Raw genomic sequence first — 20,815 nt, 5'->3', positions numbered from 1 at the left:
TTGTTATTTTTGCATTCCTAATCAGTCATACCATGAGTCATTCTATACAGCCCGGAGTTGCTACGGGAAGAGAAGTTCAAAAAATTCACCAATACGCAAAAGAAAAGGGGTTTGCCCTGCCTGCAGTGAACGTAATTGGTTCTAACAGTATTAACACCGTTATGGAAACAGCTGCAGCATTAAACGCTCCTGTTATCATACAATTTTCGAATGGCGGAGCACATTTTAATGCCGGAAAAGGCCTTTCAAATGAAAACCAAAGAGCCGCCATCGCAGGAGGTGTAGCCGGTGCCATGCATATCCATGAATTGGCCAAAGTATATGGCGCCACGGTTATCTTACATACAGATCATTGTGCTAAGAATCTTTTACCATGGGTAGACGGCTTGTTAGATGCCGGTGAGCTACATTTCAAAAAAACAGGAGTTCCGCTTTATAGCTCGCATATGTTGGATCTTTCTGAAGAACCGATTGAAGAGAATATTGAAATCTCAAAAAGGTATCTGGAGCGTATGAGCAAGATGGGAATGACACTTGAAATAGAACTAGGCATTACAGGAGGAGAAGAAGATGGCGTGGATAACACGAATGTTGATTCGTCCAAATTATATACCCAACCCGAAGAAGTTGCCTATGCCTACGAAGAGTTGTTAAAAGTAAGCGATCAATTTACGGTAGCGGCAGCCTTCGGAAATGTGCATGGTGTTTACAAGCCGGGAAATGTAAAATTAACGCCAATAATTTTAAAGAACTCTCAGGAGTACGTTCAGAAAAAATTCAATACAAACCACAACCCCATTGATTTTGTTTTTCATGGAGGAAGTGGTTCTACCTTAGAAGAAATTAGGGAGGCTATTAGCTATGGTGTCATCAAGATGAATATTGATACCGACCTTCAGTTTGCCTTCAACGAAGGGATTCGTGATTATATGGTCAATAATATTGACTATCTTAGGTCTCAGATTGGAAATCCGGATGGTGCTGACGCTCCTAACAAAAAATACTACGATCCGCGTAAATGGCTACGCGAAGGTGAAATTACATTTAGAAAGCGATTGGAGCAGGCTTTTAAGGACTTGAATAATATCAATACACTATAACCGGGAATTTCCCTATGGCAGACGAAACTCCTCAAACCCGAAAAGATATGTCTTGGTTTAAAAGAACAAAAAAAGGGATCCAAACCCCTACGGAAGATAAAAAAGATGTCCCAAAAGGACTCTGGTATAAATCACCCACCGGAAAGATTGTCGATTCCGAAGAATTAGAATCAAATTTTTATGTAAGTCCGGAGGATGGGTATCACGTACGTATTGGCAGCGCCGAATACTTTGAAATTCTATTCGATGACAATAAATTCAAGGAAATGGATAAAAATATGACATCCAAAGATCCGTTGAATTTTGAAGACAGTAAGAAATACATTGATCGGTTAAAGGATGCTCAGGAAAAGACCGGATTGAAGGACGCTGTGCGAACAGCAGTTGGTAAATCTATGGGTGAAGATCTTGTGGTAGCTTGTATGGATTTCCGCTTCATTGGGGGTTCTATGGGCAGTGTGGTTGGTGAAAAAATTGCACGTGCCGCCGATTATGCCTTAAAAAAGAAGATCCCATTTTTAATTATTTCAAAAAGTGGTGGTGCACGTATGATGGAAGCAGCACTTTCACTAATGCAATTGGCCAAGACCAGTGCCAAACTTGCACAACTTTCTGATGCCGGTATACCCTATATCTCTCTTTGTACCGACCCAACAACGGGAGGGACCACTGCATCCTTTGCCATGTTAGGCGATATAAATATTAGTGAACCCGGAGCCTTGATTGGTTTTGCCGGACCGCGTGTGGTGCGTGATACCACAGGTAAAGAATTACCAGAAGGATTCCAAACCGCTGAATTTGTTTTGGATCATGGTTTTTTAGATTTTATCACTCATCGAAAGAATTTGAAGCGAAATTTAAATCTATATCTCGACCTTATTTTGAATAGGCCGCTACGGGAAAAGACAGCATAAAAAAAGCCTCCAAGTTTGGAGGCTTTTTTATTTCTTTACCTAGTGAGGTTACAATCCTAAAATTATAGGATACTCTTGTCCATTGAAAATGAAGACGGCCATATTATCGCAGGTACCATCCCCAAAATCTAATGTCCCCGTAATTCCTTCCTGTGAAATATCCAATCTACCACTTACCAAATAAATGCAGGACAGCTTTCTTATAAGTGCTTCAGTTACCTCACCGCTTCTATTAAATCCATTGGAAAAAGTAGTATCCCAATTTCCGGTGATGCTATAAACATTATCAGCCCAGGTACCTGTACCAACACCTTCGGTCCATTCAGCAATGCGCAATCCAACGCGAGTCGCTGTAATAGTAGAGTTCGCAAAACTTACTGTGATCGTTTCATTTACGGTAGAGGAAGGATACCCATTCGAGTTTTCCAGTTCACGTAAAATCTCTCCACCTCCTGCAACGCCGTGTCCATTATAGGTATAATCTTCGAACGTATAGGTAATGGTACGAGTAGCACTTACAATTGGGCCGTATTCTAAACGGATCTTTCCGGAAACTATGCTTCCGTTACTTAGGGTACATCCTTCTCCAAAATCGAGAATGATTGTTCCGCCATCGCCATTAGGGATAATGGTAATGATAGTACAGGCCGTAAAAAGAGAAACTGAATTGGCCTCGCCGCCTTCAGTTTCAACATAAGCACTTTCCATAATATTCAAGGTGTTTTCCACCACGTTGTCGGCTTGAGCTGCTCGTGCCGAGTTTTCTACAGAGAAATCGGCACCAACAGTGCCACTGTCATCACTCTTGTCACAACTACTCATTAAGATACTTGCTGCCAAACAAGAAAATAGGGCTGTTTTCTTTACTAAGGTATTCATACGTTTGTTATTTGTTAGTGATTCTATGACAGTACTAACGCATAAAAGTTTAATTTCGTACATGATTTGTAAGAAAAAGAGTTCTCAGTATCACTATATTAAATAGATTTTGTACTTTTGCCGCTCGATTATCAAAGTGGTAGTCGGTACATAAAAATCATTTAAACAATATTGGCATGTATTTAGCACCAGAAGAAAAACAAAAAATCTTCGCAAAGCACGGAAAGTCTAAGACAGACACGGGTTCGGCAGAAGGTCAAATCGCGTTATTCACCTATCGCATTGAACATTTGACAAAACACCTTAAAGCAAACCACAAGGACTACAATACAGAACGTTCTTTGGTAAAATTGGTAGGTAAGCGTCGTTCTCTTTTAGATTATCTTATGAAGAAGGATATCTTGAGATACCGTGCAATCGTTAAAGAATTAGGATTACGTAAGTAATACAATAGGGGGCTTCATTGCCCCCTTATTTTTAAAATTCATTTTTTTTGAAGTAACACTTCAGAAACACATAGAAAAGCTACCCTTAGGTTTTTCATTGGTCGACCACAACAACACAACAACACTGCGGCTGACAACCAGCCGTTGACCAAATTAACCGTGCGCCATTGGTGTACAAAATGAAAAACAAATTCATGATACCTAAAGTATTTAAAGAGGTCATTGACCTAGGTGATGGTAGAGAGATCTCTATCGAAACCGGAAAACTGGCAAAACAGGCCCATGGGGCTGTTGTTGTTCAATCAGGGAAATGTATGTTACTGTGTACCGTAGTGTCTAACTACGAACAGAAAGATTTAGATTTCCTACCCCTAACGGTGGATTACCGTGAAAAATTTGCAGCTTCTGGACGTTACCCAGGAGGTTTCTTTAAGAGAGAAGCCAGACCCAGTGACGGAGAAGTATTGACCATGCGTTTGGTAGATCGCGTACTGCGTCCATTATTTCCAAAAGATTATCACTCTGAGACGCAAGTTATGATTCAATTGATGTCTCATGATGACGATGTAATGCCTGATGCTATGGCAGGACTAGCTGCTTCGGCTGCTATTCAACTTTCAGATTTCCCGTTTGAATGTGCCATTTCTGAAGCCAGAGTAGGTCGTATCGACGGAAAATTTGTAATTAACCCAACCAGAGCTCAATTAGAAGAATCGGATATTGATATGATGATTGGCGCATCAGCCGATTCAGTAATGATGGTTGAGGGAGAGATGAAAGAAATTTCAGAAGAAGAAATGGTAGAAGCCATTAAATTTGCTCATGATCATATTAAAGTTCAGTGTGCTGCACAAATGAAGCTTGCTGAGGCCTTCGGAAGAAAAGAAGTTCGAGAATATCCCAATGAAAGAGAAGACGAAGCACTAGAGAAGAAGGTTCATGATATGGCCTATGACAAGGTATACGCGATTGCAAAAGCAGGGTCGGCTAAACACGAAAGAAGTGCAGCTTTCGATAGTATAAAGGAAGAGATTAAAGCAACTTTTTCTGAAGAAGAATTGGAAGATTTTGGAGATCTAGTTTCTAAATACTACCGTAAAGCTGAAAAAGCTGCGATTCGTGATCTTACCTTAAACGAAGGGCTGCGACTTGACGGTCGTAAAACCGATGAGGTTCGTCCCATCTGGTGTGAAATTGACTATTTACCCTCTACACATGGTTCGGCTATCTTTACAAGAGGAGAAACACAGGCATTGGCAACAGTAACTTTGGGAACTTCAAGAGAAGCAAACCAAATTGATATGCCTTCCTTTGAAGGAGAAGAAACATTCTACCTTCACTATAACTTCCCGCCATTCTCAACTGGAGAAGCCCGACCTATTCGTGGAACTTCAAGAAGAGAAGTAGGACATGGTAACTTAGCGCAACGCGCATTAAAAGGAATGATTCCTGCAGATTGCCCTTATACGGTACGAGTAGTTGCGGAAGTGTTAGAGTCTAATGGTTCGTCTTCTATGGCAACCGTATGTTCGGGGACTATGGCACTTATGGATGCCGGAGTTCAATTGATTAAGCCGGTTTCAGGGATTGCTATGGGATTAATTTCTGATGGTGATTCTGGAAAGTACGCCGTACTTAGTGATATCCTTGGTGATGAAGATCATCTAGGAGATATGGATTTTAAAGTAACAGGAACAGCTGAAGGAATTACTGCATGTCAAATGGACATAAAAGTAAAAGGACTTTCTTATGAAATCTTAGTGAATGCATTAAAACAAGCATCTACAGGTAGGTTACATATCTTAAGTAAGCTTACTGAAACCATTGCTGTACCAAATGCCGATGTAAAAGCACATGCTCCAAAAATGGTTACGGTGACTATTCCAAACGAATTCATTGGTGCTTTAATTGGACCTGGTGGAAAAGTAATTCAGGAATTGCAAAAAACGACAAAAACAACTATTGTTATTAACGAAGATCCTGTTACGGAAGAGGGAATCGTTGAAATTCTTGGTACCAATCAAGAAGGAATTGATGCCGTTCTTGCGAAAATCGATTCGCTTACCTTCAAGCCGGAAGTTGGAAGTGTTTACGAGGTAAAAGTAATCAAAATGTTAGATTTTGGTGCTGTTGTTGAATATATGGATGCTCCCGGAAACGAAGTGTTATTACATGTTTCTGAACTAGCATGGGAACGCACAGAAAATGTAAGCGATGTGGTGAACATGGGAGATGTTTTTGATGTGAAATACTTTGGTGTAGACGCAAGAACTCGTAAAGACAAAGTATCCCGCAAGGCATTATTGCCAAAACCGGAAGGCTATAAAGAACGTCCACCACGCGACGATAAAAGAAGCGGCGGCCGAGACAACAGAGGTCGGGACAATAGAAACCGTGATCGCGATAAGAAAAGAGATTAATTCAATATAATTCTCAATATACAACGCCTCCTATTAAAGGAGGCGTTTTTTTTGGGTCTTACGCAACTTTTTTGACTACCTTGAGACTATAAGGAAAGGAAACATTAAAAAATTACTATGAAAAAGATTCTTACTGTTTTAATACTTGCAATACTTATTACTTCTTGTGACAATGAGCCCATCTCGGAAGCGAATATTAACACAGATACAATCGAAGTAGATTCGAGTTTGTATCTATTAATGGAGCGCATCGCCGATGAACCCGCTGAAAATGCTATCAATTGTATCGACTTCAACTACCCCTTCGCCTTATTCATTTTCGACGAACAAATGCAATATCTGGATGTGATATCGATCACAAGTGACCAACAATTTAGCGTGTTTCTGGGAAGTTTGAATGAAAACTATTCGATTAGCCTTAGCTACCCCATTAGCGGAACATTGAACAACGGCGATCTTATTGAAATAAATAGCAATGAGGAGTTGAAGGAAGCTATTGATGCCTGCGTACGATTAGAGGATAAAGCGCTCTGTGACAATAACATCGTTGATTGTACTTGGAAAGTAAGTGCTTTGTCGGGACACCCAACCGATTATGAGGGCGATTATTTTAAGGTAAGTACCAACGGGATTATTCAGTTTCATCGTGCCAACAATATTTACTTTGGCACCTGGGTGAGTTTCTTTATAGGAAATGATTTGCACCTTAACATGAACTTCAATGCGTCCGGTGACATAGGAAGCCAATGGAATCACGATTGGAAGGTGGTTGGATTAGGTGTGGATCAAATGGAATTGCAGTTTGGAATTCACAACATCCTTATCAAGAAAGATTGCGTTATCCCATGTGCGACGGGTATATATCAAGTTTGCGAATTTGAAAACAATCCGGGTTTTGCTTCTTTTGAACTACAAGAGTACAGTATTTGTCATTTGATACCCGTCAATCACGATGGGGCTTCGGCTTTGGAACTGTCTTATTTTGAAACTGAAGACGATGCACAGAACAACACCAATGAAATTTCAGCTTCAGCATACGTCAATACTACAAATCCGCAAACCATATATGTTCGTTTGGAGGATTTGGAAACCGGAAATTTAATTGGAATTTCTTCCTTTGAGATAGAAGCGATCGCTTGCGATTGAGCGTTGTTAAAAGGCTGTAACTATTTGGAATTAGAAGATCTCATAAAGGCATGTAAAAAAAACGACCGGAACGCACAAAGTGAGCTGTTCTCCAGATATAAGGACACCCTATATTTTTTATCCCTAAAGTATTGTAGAAATGAAACAGATGCTGAAGACAATTTGCACGATGCGTTTGTGGCAATATTCAAATCGATTCAAAAATACAAGGGAAAAGGGTCGTTTGAGGGCTGGATAAAACGAATTACAATTTATAAAGCCATCGACAAATACAAAAAGAGTCATGCTCTGGAATTACGCGATGATATTTTGGAAGACACCTCGATTGAAACAGAAATTTTGGCGTTGCCGTTGGATACCATTTTACAATTAATTCAGGAGTTACCCGATCAATACAGGCTGGTCTTTAATTTGTTTCAACTGGATGGATACACTCACAAAGAAGTGGCTAAGATGCTTGTCATTTCCGAGAGTACCTCCAAATCGAATTACCACCGCGCTAAATTGATTTTACGAGAAAAAATTATAAAAATGAATGCCGCTAATCAAAAAATAAATCACTGATGAAAAAGAAAGACGATATTGGTGTACTACTGAAGGAAAAACTCGCTGGTATACAAAAATCACCGGATGCATTCCTTTGGAACAAAATTAATACTACGTTGGACCAAGAGGGAAAAAAACGCAGAAGACTTATGTACCTTTGGTTTACAGGAGTGGGAATTGGCTCACTATTCCTTTTGTTTTTCGTTTTTTCCCCTAGTTTGACACGGAATAATACAACAGAGACTCCTCCTATTGAAGATGTAACAAGTATTCCTGCTGAAAAAGCTTCTAAATCGAATAGGGATGTATCTTCTAAAGAAGACAATACCGTACTGCCATCGAACGCATCCGAAACAGCTCCTAACGAGATGAAATTGGATGTCCCGGAAAAAAACACTTCCGAAGAAAACACAAAGAAAAAAACACGTACCGATAGAAAACAGGGAAATCAAATCCTATTGGATTCGGTGACTACATACAGGTATTATAACAGTAGTGACGGCACACAAGTTGAAACCACCGACAAACGTATAATCGATAGTTTACTGATTAATTCTAAAAAAATTCGAGATACCATTCCAAATAAAACTGTGGACAGTATTTGAAAAATAGATAGGTTATTTTTAAGATTTTAGATCATTCTGTAACATTTTGAAGTCTTTTTACGTATAATTAAATGTACAAGCATCATTTAACTTAGAAATAAAGGACAAACCTTAATGAGACAACTTAAAATTACGAAGCAAGTCACCAACAGGGAAACTGCTTCTTTAGACAAGTACCTACAAGAAATTGGAAAAGTTGACTTAATTACCGCAGACGAAGAAGTAGAGTTGGCCCAGCGTATAAAAGCGGGGGATCAACGTGCTTTGGAAAAATTAACCAAGGCAAATTTACGTTTCGTCGTTTCGGTAGCAAAGCAATATCAAAACCAAGGACTTACCCTGCCCGATCTTATTAACGAAGGGAATTTGGGGTTGATCAAAGCGGCACAACGTTTTGATGAAACACGTGGTTTTAAATTTATTTCGTATGCCGTTTGGTGGATTCGACAGTCGATTCTTCAAGCATTGGCTGAACAATCGAGAATTGTTCGTTTACCATTGAATAAGATTGGAAGTATCAATAAAATAAACAAAACCTTTGCGTTCCTTGAGCAAGCACATGAGCGTCCGCCATCTGCCGAAGAGATAGCAAAAGAATTAGATATGACCATCAATGATGTTAAGGAGTCTATGAAAAACTCGGGGCGTCATGTATCCATGGATGCTCCCTTGGTGGAAGGTGAAGATTCGAACCTTTATGATGTATTGCGCAGTGGGGAATCCCCCAATCCGGATCGTTCGTTATTGCACGAATCACTTCGCACCGAAATTGAACGCGCTTTGGAAACACTTACGCCACGTGAGGCAGATGTGATCCGTTTGTACTTTGGTCTTGGAGATCAACATCCTATGACTTTGGAAGAAATAGGAGAAACCTTCGATCTTACCCGCGAGCGTGTACGTCAAATCAAAGAAAAAGCGATTCGACGTTTGAAACATACTTCTCGTAGTAAGATTTTAAAAACATATTTGGGATAATCCCAATAACAGCAACAAACAGTTAAAAATAACTGTTCGTTTTTTGATTGATGAATGACCTCCGGCTGATTACCGGAGGTTTTTCATTGCAATACATTTTAGTTAGGTCTTATTAATATTAGTACTTTTGCAAAAAGCTATTACCATGAGAAACACTTTAATTGCCCCTTCTATATTGGCAGCCGATTTTGCAAACTTACAACGCGACATTGAAATGGTTAACAAAAGTGAAGCCGATTGGTTCCATCTGGATGTCATGGATGGTGTTTTCGTACCAAACATTTCGTTTGGGATGCCGGTTATAAAAAGTATCGCAAAACATGCCAAAAAACCCTTGGATGTGCATTTAATGATCGTAGAACCGGATCGCTACATAAAGACCTTTGCTGAATTAGGCACTAACATACTTACCGTGCATTACGAAGCCTCTACACATTTGCACAGAACATTGCAAGCCATAAAAGCCGAAGGAATGCAAGCGGGGGTCGCTTTGAATCCACACACCAATGTGGATTTGTTACGCGATACCATTCAGGATATAGATCTGGTGTGTTTGATGAGTGTCAATCCAGGATTTGGCGGACAAAGTTTTATTGAGAATACCTATGCGAAAGTACGGCAATTAAAAGCGATTATAGACGAAAATGACGCCGCTACAAAAATCGAGATCGACGGAGGCGTTACCAATAAGAATGCAATACAATTAATAGAAGCTGGAGCCGATGTATTGGTTGCCGGGAGTTATGTGTTTAGTGCTTCAAACCCTACCGAAACCATTAAAGATCTAAAGGCGATGACCAACGGCTAACCACTACCTTATTTGAGTTAATTATTATAAACCCTTACCATTTTAAGTTCCTGTTTGGCTATTTTTAGCTATACTAGCATGGAACCTTCATTAGACACTTGGACTTCGGTATTCCTATTGGCAGTTGCCATGGGAATATTTCTTTTTATAGTACTTATAACAAGTAGGGTAAAAAGAAATTACCCCATCGCCTTACTCATCTTAGCCTTTTCTTGTATTCTTTTTCAGTATGTTTTATTTTGGACACGATACGAAAATGTATTCCCGTATTTGGTACTTTCCCCACCTATTTTTTACTTTTCAACCGGACCGCTGCTTTATTTATATTTTCTGAATCTCTACAAACGAAAAATTGCCTTCCATTATTTATTACACTTTTTACCGGCATTGTTGGTTCTAGTCCCAACGCTTGTCCTTTGGGGGAGATACTTAGGGATAACCTCTCTTGAAATCCCGCTCATGGGAGTTGTCAATAGTTATTGGCTTATTGCCTTGCATATGAGTGTATATGCCGTTCTTACCATGGTATTGATTTCCCAACACAACGCAAATTCTTCAGAATATACCAAGGTAAGACACAAATGGTCAAAGATCTTGCTCTCGCTTTATATCACATTTATTCTGGCCTATGTATCGTACTATGTACTGGTTAATTTTGATTTCTTCAACGAACAATGGGATTATATGATCTCAATAACCATGAGTGTTGCCATATATACCATTGGTTATTTTAGCATAAAACAACCTAAGGTTTTCGACGGAGCGTTATTTGCAAATCTCTTCCTTCCTATTCCCGATAAGGACGAACCCTTCGAGATTTCCTTGCTAAACGAATTTTACGAAAACCTCACTCATTATATGGAACAAAAGAAACCGTATATTGATAATGAACTGCGCTTAGTCAACCTTGCAGATCAGGTGGGATATTCTACTCATTTGTTGTCAAAGGTCATCAACAAGAAGTACGGAAAGAATTTCAATAATTTTGTCAATGACTATCGTCTTAAGGAAGCTGAAAACCTATTGACTTCAAACGATGATCAATATATAAAAAACATCTACTTCGACGTAGGTTTTAACAACAAGGCTACTTTTTACAAGGCCTTCAAGAGCAAGTATCAATGTACACCACTCGAGTTTAAACAAAAGCTTGCCGACGAATAGTTACTCGTAAATGTGTTAGCGTTTATAATTCTAAACCTGTTTCTTTTTATTACTTCGGAAATTGGTCCTAGTTAATTTTTAAATCCTATTACCATGAAAAATGTATACACAATTGCTATGCTCTACCTGCTAATTAGTACGAGCCTTCTCTCATCACAAAATTTGGCAGTGTATGTGAGCGATGCCGCAAATTTTAATAGCGGGCCCTATCAAATTGCCAAGTTTGATGCATCCGGAAATTATGAAGGAGCATTAATTCGCGTTGAAGACGGACTTGTTTGGCCACAAGACATAATTTTTCTGGATTCGGAAGAAGCCGTGCTTATTTCAAACCTTAGTGCTGCGGGAATCATTTCAAAACACAACTGGTCAAACGGTGACCTTATTGAAAACTTCGCCGAAGGTCTTGGCGGACCCACCCGTATGAAAATAGGCCCAGATGGACTGTTGTATGTGCTGCAATGGAGCAATACGATTAATAAAGTGCTGCGTTATAACCTGAACGGCACCTTTGTCGATGAATTCACCAGCGTAGGAGTTTCGCAAAGCATTGGTATTGATTGGGACAGCAATGGCGACTTATATGTGTCTTCGTATGGAGGGAACTCCATCCGTAAATTCGATGGAACCACCGGAGACGATCTGGGACTTTTTATAAGTTCAGGATTGCAAGGCCCTACCAATATTTGGTTTGAAGCAGACGGAAACCTTATTGTTTTTAACTATAACAGCGGAATTGTAAAGCGTTTTGACGCCACAGGAACTCTTCTTGCCGATTTGATTACCGGCGTTAACGGCTGTGAGGGATTTGCCTTCTTCCCTAATGGAGACCTTCTTATGGGTGTTGGAAGCGATGGTTCTATTAGAAGGTATGACAGTAATTTTAATTTTATCGAAAATTTTGTCGACCCGGGTATCTTATTAACGCCCAATGCTATTGTCATTCGAGATGACATTCCGCTTTCAGTCCCTGAAAAAAAAATTAGTCACATATTTGTCACACCAACTATTGGAAATCGGTTTTTAATAAATAGTTTGGCGGTCCAGTCCTTCGAAACCTTGGAGGTATATAACAACTCCGGCACACTCGTCGATACCATCGTCCTTTCAGATTCAACTGAATGGGATGCTTCTAAAAATGCCGAAGGCATCTATTTTATTGTAGCTAGACAAGGCACTGATAGAGCCACACAGAAAATAATTGTAAAGAAAAAGTAAGATTCTGCTGTCATATAAGAAGGTTCATTTCGCAAGATGTGAGCCTTTTTTAATAGCCTGCAAAGTTGAAATTGAGCAGTTTTTTGGTGTAATCGTACAATTTGGGAAAGTGCGATCTAAAGTCACCGGGAGATTCTATAAAATACTCTGTCAACACTGCCATAAACTCATATTGATTGGAAAACGCATAAGCCCTGAAATACCGCGTTTCATCCAATTTGTCCTTTACATCTTGTTGCGTTAGTTCCTGTAAAATATTCTGAAATTGTTTACCAAAGCGGGATGAATCAATATCCTTGCTTCGTATGGCTTCCAGCTGCATGGCATGCATGAACTCGTGTATTCCAAGATTCAAATTATCATCGGTTATTTTATAGCCTTCTTCAAAGTGCTTCCAGGATAATACCAGTGCCCGTTCCCTCGGGTTGAATTCGCCCTTATGATAATCGTTATTGATGCTGCTGTAGAATTCTCCCGGGTAAATAAGTATAAATTCAATAAGCACGTATTCGTAATTCTTCCGACCGAAGCTAAGCATACATCCCATCGCGGCGATCAATACTTTCATACGTTCAGTAACTACTAATTGATCTCGGCCCACAAACTTTTTTTCAGAAATAAAGGATGCCACCCTATGTTGAAACTGCCGTTTGTGTTTTGGTGATAACTTCCCGTAAAAAGTAAATTCTTGTTCCAGGATTTTTCGTTGTTCTGAAGTTACTTTTTTGTAGACAAAATAATGTCGGTAGAGCGGTCTATTATACGCAGCTGCGTACCAGTTTTCAAACACTCGAAACAAAAAGAAGGCAAAACCCAATAGTACTATGATATACGCATAGGGTGCAAGCCAGGTAGCATTTTCATCGGGTTGTAGCAGTAGCATCATACAGATTTGGGCTGTGAAATATAACAATTATTTAGTCATAATAGCTAAGTCACTGTCTATAAACGCCTTAAAACCGCATTTTAGTACGTACCAAAAAAGGAATTTAATCCCTTGAGAGTATGCTTAAAATATACCAGAAAAGTAACATGAGGGAGGCAAATAAACCAAGCGATGCCGCCACATATTGATCTTCACCGTATTTATGCACTATATTTGAAGTTTGGTACAAAATAGAAGCTGAAGCCAGAATCACCATCCCAACGCTAAACCAAAGACCTAAATTAAAGCCAAAAAGCACTCCGGCAACAATAAGTCCTAACGCAATAAAAAATCCGATGGCAAGTATGGATTTAAGAAATGAAAAGTCTTTTTTGGTAAGCAACACAATGGCAGAAAGTCCCGAAAACAGGGATAGTGTTAAAATAGCTGCCTGATTCAATATTTCCATACCTCCATCCTCGGCGATCATCATTGCGATAAAGATGAGTGGAATAAAGATAAATGCTTCGGCTACCACATAGAGGAGTAAGGCCAAATACTGCTTATTTTTATCGTGATTGGTCAAGGCTATTTTTTCGGCATAGTTGGTTACCAACATGAATCCTCCCAACATGACCAACCACAACCAGCCTTCGGTTAATGAAAGGGCAAATTGCAAAAGTGCCGGAATCTGAAAGAAAATAGTTTCCACCAGAATAAACAAGAGTACAGCCAAGGCCAAATGGGTATAGGTCTTTCTGTAAAAAGCGACTCGGACCTCATCGGTGAGTTGACTAATAACAAGTGGCTGCTGTGATTGTGGTTGTATTTCTTCCATGCGATTTTTGCTTCAATTCGGCTTAAAAATAATACTAACTTTTTGAACTTTCACCTTTAAACTGTTGTGAATTATTCTTGAAAAGTACGTTAAAGGTGGTAAGACTTCCATAGCAACGAGTTATGTATTGTTGCAAGTCAACCTTGTCCTGATCATCCAGTGCATTGCTCGAATTTATTTTCTGTTCCATGACGCGTAACCGATCCCGCAACATCACAATTTTATGAAAAAAAGTATCTATAGGAATCTCCTTATTAGAAAGGCTTGTGTCTTTTGGCTGTAAGATCATGGTACCGCCTTTATACTTATCGGCTATGGGTACAATCTCGCTTACATCACTCCACTTCTTCAGAATACCGCGAAGACTGCGCTCAATTTCATAAAAACTTACGGTATCTACCTCATCTTCGGCAGCTTCAATGATTTCGAATTCGGCATCCACATCAATGGTTTCCAAACCGTTTTCAATAAAGGTAACCCAATACATTTTAGAGGTGACATTGGTTACTACTCCTTTTCCGTACTCCGGGTGATTGATCCGAGATCCAATTCCTAAAATTTGAGCCATAATATTGTATTTCTAAAAAGTGAAAATACACATTTTTGATTGTTCTGAAAACCTATCCTTCAAAAAAACAAAACAGCTGACGAATATCATTTTTCAGTAGTATACCCTCCCCTACTTTTGTCTTGTAAATAGCAATCCATGGGTACATCCTTAGTATCAAAATACAATGTGGCTGGGCCTCGATATACGAGTTATCCCACGGTACCGTATTGGAATAATGCCAACTTTTCATTAAAGGCTTGGAAAGAGACCCTGCAAAAGAGTTTTGCTGAAAGTAACCAAACTCAAGGTATCAGTCTATATATTCATCTTCCGTTCTGCGAAAGCCTCTGTACTTTCTGTGGCTGTAATAAGCGAATTACGCGGAATCATGGAGTGGAAATCCCCTATCTTAAATCGGTTTTAAAAGAGCTGCAATTGTATGTTGATCTATTTGGTGAACGCCCTATAATAAAGGAATTGCACCTTGGCGGCGGCACCCCCACCTTTTTTACTCCCGAAAATCTACAAATGCTACTGGAAGGTATCTTCCGAAAAGCGAAGAAAGCGCCCGATGCAGCACTTAGTTTCGAAGGCCACCCCAACAATACTACGGTGCAACATCTACAAACCTTGGCTGCTCTCGGATTCACTCGAGTAAGTTATGGGGTACAGGATTATAACGAAACCGTCCAAAAGGCCATCCATAGGAAGCAGCCCTTCGAGAATGTAAAAAAAGTTACCGAAGCAGCCCGAAAAGAAGGGTATACATCGATTGGACATGATTTAATCTTCGGACTGCCATTTCAGAAGAAAGAACACATTATCCATACAATCGAGAAGACCAAAGAACTACGCCCAGACCGCATCGCTTTTTACAGCTATGCCCACGTCCCGTGGATTAAGGGGAATGGACAACGCGGGTTTAAAGAGGCAGATCTACCCACCGCCGGTGAAAAACGCGAGCAATACGAACTCGGTAAAAAGCTGTTATTGGAAGCAGGGTATATAGAAATTGGCATGGACCATTTCGCCTTGCCGAGTGATAGTCTTTACGAGTCGCTAGAAAACAAAACCATACACCGTAATTTTATGGGGTATACCGACTCAAAGACTCAGGTAATGATTGGTCTGGGAGCATCGGCTATTAGTGATAGCTGGTACAGTTTTGCACAAAATGAAAAAGGGGTGGAGGCCTACCAGGATCTTATTGAAAAAGGGATTATCCCGGTCTATAGGGGTCATATTTTAACTCCCGAAGATCTTGTGGTTCGAAAACACATTCTCAACCTTATGTGTAGATTAGAAACATTTTGGCATGACAAGGAGTTGTTTTTTGAAGAACTTCCCGAAGTACTTCAAAATCTGAATGAATTAGAGAAAGATGGATTGATATCAATAGCACCGGAAGCCATCAAAGTAACCGAAAAAGGACGTCCTTATGTTCGGAATGTATGTATGGCCTTCGATTTGTTGTTACAGCGAAAACAACCCGAAACACAATTGTTTTCTATGACTATTTAGTGCTTGGGAATAATGCCCTCTGTTCTGTAAGTACTAATTCGGAAATTTTCTCTGTCAATTGACACAACATTTTTTTACGGTCTTCTAAATCTTTCAAAAAACCTAAACTAGTTGCCTTGGAGTATATTTTTGAGGTGTCCACCAATTGTGCATAATACATTACACCCTCGTTAAGATTATTCACAAAAGTAGTAAGATACTTTCCTTGTTTTGTTGCTGTATTGAATTCGGCCTCTAGTATTTTCTTCCTTAGATAGTCAATATAAATATTGAGCTCATTAATAAACATATTTGGCCGGTCGGTTCTTTTAATTACATTTAATTTTCCATAAATGTGGCCGGTAATCTCTTTTAAGCTTACTATTTTTGAAAAATAAGCCATATTAGGTCCGGGGCAAATTGAAACACCTTTTCCCTCCACCTTTGTGTCTAAATTGTGTACGAGTAAGGCTGAAGTACCTAGGCCAACACAAGTACAAGATTTTTCGATAATTTTATTTTTTCGATGTTGGTGTTCACTCAATCCTAATTGCTCCTTGTCCAACTCCTTTAATTTTAAGTATTGGTATTCTCGAGAGGCGGTACAAATTCCTGTTTCTTTGAACTCTTTATTTAAGGCGACAAATTTCTTCGGACAAGAACTGCCTGGTCTTCCTTTTTCTATTAAATTTAATTTTTCAACGTCCTTCGTATTACCTTTTAGATTATGGAACGGAACGCCAAGAGGAGAAACATCACTTAAATATAAATCTGCCTCCCTAGCATCCATCAATTTCCTCAGGGTCTCTTTATCCACACAGGTAGCCTCCGGAACTAATAGAAATGGAGTTCCCCAGCCAACAGAATCCACCTGATAATGATCTATCAAAAAATCGTGTTCTTCTGCAGTACCTACACCCCCTTGAGCAGTAATTTTTATCTTTAAATCGCTTTTAGGTAGGATCCGGTTCTTATTTTTTAATGCCTGTACCAATATTTCTTGTATCGATTGTACCAATTCCAATCGTTTCTGTTTGAATTCAAACAGGACAGGACCCAATAAATACCCATCGGTGGCAAAAGCATGTCCGCCACAATTTAAACCCGATTCTACTCTATATTCTGATACCCAAATACCTTTTTTTGCTAAAAATTTTCCTTGAATAAGCGCCGATCGATAATCGCTAACTTTTAATATAATTTTCTTTTTAAAAGCACCCTGCTCATCCGGATAAAAATCATCAAACTGTTCCATATAAGAATAAAGTCTGGGATTCATTCCTGCTGACAACACTATGGACGAATTTAAATCGCTATTAGCAAATCCTCTTAATGCCGCATGGGCATCATTAAATTCAATAGGTAATTTTACATCTTTTTTGTAATTATCCTTATCGACTTTGGTCATTACATTGACATCTATCGCTCCCATCGTCATAGTCTCATTAATCCAATCTCTCATTTCATTGAGATTAAAACAGTTTGCGGTCAAACGCTTAAACTCTTGTTTTATAGAGGAGGTTTCGGGCAACATATTGAAATACTTTTTTATCTCGTTACCATTATTGATAGCATCGTTTTTTAAGTCTTCAAACTTTTTTTCAGCTAAACTTTTAATTAGATTCAAATAAGCCGTAATTCTTTTAGCTCTAAAATCGTCCATTTTATTTGTGATCTCCTTATATGGAATTTCAAATTTTATAGAGTACATCTTTCTCAATCTTTCAAGTAGAATATCATCCACTAAAGAAATAACCGAATCAATACCAAAATGTGAAACTTTTAGAGGGGTGTCGATAGTAAAACCAATGCCCATTACCGGAATATGAAAAGAATGTGACTTTATCATTTTTATTAGTTGTTATTTCAATTATTACAATTGATATTTTGCAAATTTAAATTTTGTATTTGCCTGTTTATGAGAATTTACTCTTTTTTCTTTTTGTCTGAATTCATCATACTAAAAACTACCAAAACAAGGGCAATACAAACGAGGACAAAAACTCCAATAATTATAGTTCCCATCTCCCAATTTACTAAAGGAATCGTATTATACATCATGTCTTTTTATTTTATGTGTTAATAAATTAGTTAATAGCTTCAGTGGAAATGACATGACAGTTATAGTTAGCATCTACCATCTGTGTAATAGGTTTTGGTGACACATAAGGAATCCCAAGTCCCAAACCTCTTACAATAAACAGACACCCTATAAGTACCACCACTACCGGGATAGCCCTTCGAATATGCTGTCGTACTTTTCCGTTTAAAAAATTTCCGAAATAAATAGCGGTGGTCATTAGTGGAATAGTCCCTAATCCGAACAATGCCATGTATAAACTTCCCTCGATGGCATTTCCCGATGCAATCGCACCAAATACAGCCATATATACCAAACCACAGGGCAAAAACCCGTTTAAAAAACCAATCGTGAAAAAAGTATCGGGTGTTTTCTTTTTTAAAGCAGCACCCAAAGCGCTTTTCACCTTGGAAATCGCCTTGAAAACAGGTTTCGAAAAATTATATTTATTAAAAGTCTTATACGGAAGCAAGATCACCACAATCATCAGCATCCCTATCACGATAGAGAGTTGTTGTTGTAATCCAAAAAGGGAAAAGCTCTTTCCCGCCAAGCCAAACAACAAACCAATAATACTGTATGCCAACACTCGCCCAAAGTGATACAAAAATATCTGACCCGTTTTCTTGACCGTATTTGTTCGATCCACCGGTAATAAAAAGGCAATAGGACCACACATTCCCACGCAGTGGAAACTTCCGATTAACCCTAATATAAGTGCCGACACAAACATAGTTAATAGCTTATTGAAGCTTTGTAGAGGTATTTCTTTGAATCGTACTTCCAATCAATAGTAATGTTCCATCGACCGTCTAACAAGCGTTCGTCAGGTATGAGCAAATTTGATCCGGATAGTTCGATGGGTAGATCGAAATCCAGTTGCTTATTAGACGGTCTGTAAAGGAACACAGTACCTTCAACTTTTGAAGTTTCTATTTCTTCAGGAAAACTTATTTGCCATCCGTTGGCAACTTTAGTCCCTGTTATTTTTTCAGAAAAATCGCTTAAATTTTCTTCGGCATCTATCTCTTCCTGATAGGCCAATTCCTTTTTGTAATATTCTTCGGTGACCAAATCATAGCTGTACTTTTCATCGGTACTCATCGTAATCACCATAAATAGGATAAACCCTATAAAGAGTATCATTCCAATCACCAATCCCGTTCCCCAATTAATTTTCATATCCATATGCGCCTTGCAGCGCGGTTTTAGTTGTACATCTCTTTTTGGGCGTGCCCTTTTTTGCTAAAGCTTCAAAAGGTCGGGTTATTCGCTACAATCCGCCCCGCCTTTGGCGGTTCGGGATTTTCACTGCTACCCCTCACGCGGCCCTACTTATAACTCCGAGGCCCTAAAAATGCCGCAGTAGTTGTTTCAATTAACTTTTCGCCACTATACACTCCAATCTCCACTCTGTCTTTGTCACCACTTAATCCGCTGGCATTGATCTCCACAAAAAGGGTCCCTTCAGATAATCCTTGCGCCGGAACCACAAAATTGCTATGTGCCACCAATTTCACTTCTCCTTTGTGTGAGAGTAATTTAAAATGAACATCCTCAACTTCGACAGTTGTCTTGTTCACCAGTTTGAACGTATATACATTACTGATAATATTATTATCCTTATGTTCGTACAACTGACCCGGTAATCGCAAGATGCGCGCTTCCACATCATTTCGCAGAAACAGCATCCCAACGAGTACCGATATTAATATAAACAAGACGGCAGTATAGCCCTTCAATCTGGGCGTAAACTTAAATTTCGCCTTCTTCTCGATATTATCTTCACTGGCATAGCGTATCAAGCCTTTCGGCAAATTAACCGATTCCATCATATGGTCACAGGCATCGATACAAGCCGTGCAATTCACACATTCGAGCTGTGTTCCGTTTCGTATATCAATTCCGGTAGGGCAAACATGCACACACTGAAAGCAATCTATACAGTCTCCTTTTCCGGTAGCGGGTCTGTCTTCGTTCTTTTTAAATTTAGCCCGACCGGCCTCCTTTTCCCCTCGCTTGTGATCGTAAGCAACTACAATCGATTTATTATCCAACAATACGCCTTGAAGTCTTCCATATGGGCAGGCAATGATACAAACCTGTTCCCGAAACCAGGCAAAAACAAAGTAGAAGACCCCGGTAAATATGAGCAATGAGATCAAGGTACTAATATGATTCAATGGCCCGTCCATGATGTATTGAATCAGTCGGTCACTTCCTATCAAATAGGCCAAGAACACATTGGCAATCAAGAACGAAATGATAAAGAATACAAACCACTTCAGTACTCTTTTCCGAATCTTTTCAGCATTCCAAGGCATTTTCGACAACCGAATTTGCTTGCCACGATCACCATCGATCCAGTATTCAATGCGTCTAAAAACCATTTCCATAAAAATAGTCTGTGGGCAAATCCATCCACAAAAAATACGACCAAAGGCAACGGTAAAGAAAAGGACGAACACCACACCAATAATCATCATAATGACAAAGAGATGAAAATCCTGAGGCCAGAATGGAAACCCGAAAATATTAAAACGGCGTTCCAACACATTGAACATTAAGAATTGATTACCGCCAATTTTTATAAATGGCGACGAAATCAAAAAGGCCAGCAACACATAGCTTACATACTTGCGATACTCATAGAACTTCCCGGAAGGTTTTTTCGGAAAGACCCACGCTCGTTTTCCTTCTTCGGTAATAGTTCCAATACTATCTCTAAACTGTTCGTTGTTGGGTGTTTCCAAGGTGT

The 20,815-nt window shown here is 39.2% G+C and carries 20 protein-coding genes; 12 read left to right on the top strand and 8 right to left on the bottom strand.

All coding sequences use genetic code 11. The annotated features are described in order from the left end of the window. Positions 1–32 precede the first annotated feature (32 nt). Both fbaA and accD read left to right on the top strand, forming a co-directional pair. Positions 33–1,100: a class II fructose-bisphosphate aldolase gene (gene fbaA / locus K8F54_RS10690; RefSeq protein WP_290790666.1), complete on the top strand. Its 1,068-nt coding sequence runs from the start codon at positions 33–35 to the stop codon at positions 1,098–1,100. Positions 1,101–1,147: 47 nt separating this feature from the next. After that, positions 1,148–2,014: an acetyl-CoA carboxylase, carboxyltransferase subunit beta gene (gene accD / locus K8F54_RS10685; RefSeq protein WP_290790859.1), complete on the top strand. Its 867-nt coding sequence runs from the start codon at positions 1,148–1,150 to the stop codon at positions 2,012–2,014. Positions 2,015–2,062: 48 nt separating this feature from the next. Here accD and K8F54_RS10680 read toward each other — a convergent pair whose 3' ends face one another. Further along, positions 2,063–2,893 carry a hypothetical protein gene (locus K8F54_RS10680; protein WP_290790664.1) on the bottom strand — a complete coding sequence of 277 codons (831 nt, stop codon included), beginning with the start codon at positions 2,891–2,893 and terminating at the stop codon, positions 2,063–2,065. A 176-nt stretch (positions 2,894–3,069) separates the two neighbouring features. Between K8F54_RS10680 and rpsO the strand changes: the two genes are divergently transcribed. The 9 genes from rpsO (at position 3,070) to K8F54_RS10635 (ending at position 12,224) form a co-directional block, all read left to right on the top strand. Continuing rightward, positions 3,070–3,339, top strand: a complete 270-nt coding sequence (rpsO, locus tag K8F54_RS10675) for a 30S ribosomal protein S15 (protein ID WP_100804323.1) — start codon at positions 3,070–3,072, stop codon at positions 3,337–3,339. Between the two features lie 194 nt (positions 3,340–3,533). Then, positions 3,534–5,759: a polyribonucleotide nucleotidyltransferase gene (locus K8F54_RS10670; RefSeq protein WP_290790661.1), complete on the top strand. Its 2,226-nt coding sequence runs from the start codon at positions 3,534–3,536 to the stop codon at positions 5,757–5,759. A gap of 117 nt (positions 5,760–5,876) precedes the next feature. Further along, complete coding sequence (locus K8F54_RS10665; RefSeq protein WP_290790659.1) at positions 5,877–6,905, top strand: hypothetical protein; 1,029 nt, start codon at positions 5,877–5,879, stop codon at positions 6,903–6,905. A 24-nt stretch (positions 6,906–6,929) separates the two neighbouring features. After that, positions 6,930–7,469 carry a sigma-70 family RNA polymerase sigma factor gene (locus tag K8F54_RS10660; RefSeq protein WP_290790657.1) on the top strand — a complete coding sequence of 180 codons (540 nt, stop codon included), beginning with the start codon at positions 6,930–6,932 and terminating at the stop codon, positions 7,467–7,469. Further along, complete coding sequence (locus K8F54_RS10655; RefSeq protein WP_290790655.1) at positions 7,469–8,056, top strand: hypothetical protein; 588 nt, start codon at positions 7,469–7,471, stop codon at positions 8,054–8,056. The genes K8F54_RS10660 and K8F54_RS10655 overlap by 1 nt, the downstream gene beginning before the upstream one ends. 114 nt (positions 8,057–8,170) lie before the next feature. Further along, positions 8,171–9,034: a sigma-70 family RNA polymerase sigma factor gene (locus K8F54_RS10650; protein WP_034261238.1), complete on the top strand. Its 864-nt coding sequence runs from the start codon at positions 8,171–8,173 to the stop codon at positions 9,032–9,034. A 145-nt stretch (positions 9,035–9,179) separates the two neighbouring features. After that, a complete protein-coding gene (rpe, locus tag K8F54_RS10645; RefSeq protein WP_290790653.1) occupies positions 9,180–9,842 on the top strand; it encodes a ribulose-phosphate 3-epimerase in 663 nt (220 codons plus the stop codon). Between the two features lie 78 nt (positions 9,843–9,920). After that, positions 9,921–11,006, top strand: coding sequence for a helix-turn-helix domain-containing protein (locus K8F54_RS10640; protein ID WP_290790651.1), 1,086 nt, complete (start codon positions 9,921–9,923; stop codon positions 11,004–11,006). A 93-nt stretch (positions 11,007–11,099) separates the two neighbouring features. After that, the gene (locus tag K8F54_RS10635) at positions 11,100–12,224 is read left to right on the top strand and encodes a T9SS type A sorting domain-containing protein (RefSeq protein WP_290790649.1); all 1,125 of its coding nucleotides are present in this window, start codon (positions 11,100–11,102) and stop codon (positions 12,222–12,224) included. Positions 12,225–12,273: 49 nt separating this feature from the next. Here the strand turns inward: K8F54_RS10635 and K8F54_RS10630 are convergent, their stop codons facing one another. From K8F54_RS10630 to K8F54_RS10620, 3 genes are all read right to left on the bottom strand, one after another. Further along, positions 12,274–13,110: a zinc-dependent peptidase gene (locus K8F54_RS10630; protein WP_290790646.1), complete on the bottom strand. Its 837-nt coding sequence runs from the start codon at positions 13,108–13,110 to the stop codon at positions 12,274–12,276. A 103-nt stretch (positions 13,111–13,213) separates the two neighbouring features. Further along, the gene (locus K8F54_RS10625) at positions 13,214–13,927 is read right to left on the bottom strand and encodes a Bax inhibitor-1 family protein (RefSeq protein ID WP_290790644.1); all 714 of its coding nucleotides are present in this window, start codon (positions 13,925–13,927) and stop codon (positions 13,214–13,216) included. 34 nt (positions 13,928–13,961) lie between these two features. Beyond that, positions 13,962–14,495 carry a hypothetical protein gene (locus K8F54_RS10620; RefSeq protein ID WP_290790642.1) on the bottom strand — a complete coding sequence of 178 codons (534 nt, stop codon included), beginning with the start codon at positions 14,493–14,495 and terminating at the stop codon, positions 13,962–13,964. A 138-nt stretch (positions 14,496–14,633) separates the two neighbouring features. Here K8F54_RS10620 and hemN point away from each other — a divergent pair, with 138 nt between their 5' ends. Continuing rightward, positions 14,634–15,998, top strand: a complete 1,365-nt coding sequence (gene hemN / locus K8F54_RS10615) for an oxygen-independent coproporphyrinogen III oxidase (RefSeq protein ID WP_290790640.1) — start codon at positions 14,634–14,636, stop codon at positions 15,996–15,998. On the opposite strand, the gene K8F54_RS10610 is transcribed toward hemN, so the two are convergent. The 4 genes from K8F54_RS10610 to ccoG all read right to left on the bottom strand — a co-directional run bounded on the left by K8F54_RS10610 (position 15,991) and on the right by ccoG (position 20,810). Continuing rightward, positions 15,991–17,826 carry a hypothetical protein gene (locus K8F54_RS10610; protein WP_290790638.1) on the bottom strand — a complete coding sequence of 612 codons (1,836 nt, stop codon included), beginning with the start codon at positions 17,824–17,826 and terminating at the stop codon, positions 15,991–15,993. The two genes, hemN and K8F54_RS10610, sit on opposite strands and share 8 nt — an antisense overlap. 238 nt (positions 17,827–18,064) lie before the next feature. Next, on the bottom strand, positions 18,065–18,790 hold the full coding sequence (locus tag K8F54_RS10605) for a sulfite exporter TauE/SafE family protein (RefSeq protein WP_290790636.1): 726 nt from the start codon (positions 18,788–18,790) through the stop codon (positions 18,065–18,067). Positions 18,791–18,792: 2 nt separating this feature from the next. Continuing rightward, positions 18,793–19,239, bottom strand: a complete 447-nt coding sequence (locus tag K8F54_RS10600) for a FixH family protein (RefSeq protein WP_290790634.1) — start codon at positions 19,237–19,239, stop codon at positions 18,793–18,795. A 149-nt stretch (positions 19,240–19,388) separates the two neighbouring features. Then, positions 19,389–20,810: a cytochrome c oxidase accessory protein CcoG gene (gene ccoG, locus K8F54_RS10595; RefSeq protein ID WP_290790632.1), complete on the bottom strand. Its 1,422-nt coding sequence runs from the start codon at positions 20,808–20,810 to the stop codon at positions 19,389–19,391. Between the last annotated feature and the right edge of the window lie 5 nt (positions 20,811–20,815).

Source organism: Altibacter sp., from assembly GCF_019913785.1.
In the GTDB taxonomy this organism is placed as follows: domain Bacteria; phylum Bacteroidota; class Bacteroidia; order Flavobacteriales; family Flavobacteriaceae; genus Altibacter.
The sequence above is the reverse complement of the archived record's forward strand: the minus strand, read 5'-3'. Positions and strand labels throughout refer to the sequence as shown.